The sequence below is a fragment of the Bacillus sp. JJ1474 genome (assembly GCF_036965225.1).
GTDB lineage: Bacteria > Bacillota > Bacilli > Bacillales > Cytobacillaceae > Cytobacillus.
This window is the reverse complement of record NZ_JBALPC010000019.1, coordinates 11,122-12,611: the sequence shown is the minus strand read 5'-3', so window position 1 is coordinate 12,611 and position 1,490 is coordinate 11,122. Positions and strand designations below refer to the sequence as shown.

The window sequence follows — 1,490 nt, the reverse complement described above, 5'->3', positions numbered from 1 at the left end:
GACGCTCTTTTTAAAATTAATCAAGGCTATTTGTTCAAAGCCGTTAATGCCAGCTTCCGAATCGTGACATCATCCATAGGCGGATTATGAAGGCCTGCCCTTACATCCCTATAATATCTTTGAAGCGGATTTTTACGCTGCAAGCTTTTTGCTCCCACAACCCTCATCGCCTTATCAACAATGGAAATGGCGGAATTCGTCACCGTATGCTTCACGGCGCCAAGCTCATTCGTTATATAGCTGCGTCTGTCTTCATCATCATATGCTGCCGCTGCACTATATAAAAAATGTCTTGCTTGCATAAGCTCAAGCTCGATTTGACCGATTAAATTTTGGACATTTGGCAGCTGGCTTATAGGTCCGTTTAAACTATTAGGCGAATATTCATTAGCAAATTGGATAGCGTAGTCGCGTGCTGCTTGTGCAATCCCAAGGTAGCAGGCAGGAATATGAATCGTCCAGCCATTTAGCTGATCGCCTCTTGGGCCTTGGTTGATTTCAACTAGCTTTGATTCCTCGACAATAACCTTCTCAAGTACAAGGTCATGACTTTCTGTTCCCCTCATCGAAATAACATCCCATGTTTCCTCGATGCTTAACCCTTCTAAATCCTTGTGCAGCAAAAAGAACCCGATTGCTTGCTTATCCTCCATCCAAGCAGAAACAAGAAAATGCGTTAAAACCGGGGACATGGTTGTGAAGTTTTTCCTCCCTGTAATCTCCCAACGCCCATTCTTTTTTATCGCATAGGTGCCTGGGCGGCCTCCTCTAGTCGGACTTCCTGTTTGTGCTTCACTAACGGCACGGTTGACTAATGCTCCTTTAAGCACCTCATCAGCAAAGAAGTTTAATTTTTCGTCAGCCCAAAGCTTTTTCTCATAGATTTCACCGACTACTCCCATATGCCAGCCAATAGAGAGAGCTGTTGCTCCATCGAAGCTGGCTAATGTTTCTTGGAGCAGGACCATATCATACGTACTTAAACCACCTCCGCCATAAGCCGCTGGTAAGGTTTGTGTTGTATATCCCATTTCAATTAATCTATGAATATTCTCTTTAGGAAACTTTGATTGTTCATCATATTCAGCGGATTTACTTTTAAATTGAGCTTCTTTTTCATGCAGCTTTTGAAGCCAAATTCTTTGAGTGTCATTTTTTATAAATAAATCTAACATTTTCTTCACACATCCTTAACCAGAATGATTTTTCACGCATACATTATTCCTATAATTCCGATTATTATTATTGGCTTTGATAATAACGAAATTCCATAACAACGTCAAGAATTTTTATTATTTTTTATCAGCTTATTATTAATAATTCCTTTGGTTTAGCATATTACAAAAATTTTAAAGATACTTTAAATCCTACTTTACAGATGCGATTAATGATGATAATGTTTGGATTATGATATTTGAACATTCTAAATAGTGTTAACTATTTTTTCCCAATGTCTAGCTTCAGCGAATGAACATCGCAGGAACAATTGT

General features: G+C 39.1%; 1 protein-coding gene. It reads right to left on the bottom strand.

Annotated features, from left to right (window positions below; genetic code table 11):
• Positions 1-26 precede the first annotated feature (26 nt).
• Positions 27-1,175 carry an acyl-CoA dehydrogenase family protein gene (locus V7164_RS03065; protein ID WP_335346610.1) on the bottom strand — a complete coding sequence of 383 codons (1,149 nt, stop codon included), beginning with the start codon at positions 1,173-1,175 and terminating at the stop codon, positions 27-29.
• Positions 1,176-1,490 lie beyond the last annotated feature (315 nt).

Bases quoted from the DNA above. Each gene is read 5' to 3' on its own strand.
- V7164_RS03065 (WP_335346610.1), bottom strand. From the start codon at position 1,175: ATGTTAGATTTATTTATAAAAAATGACACTCAAAGAATTTGGCTTCAA.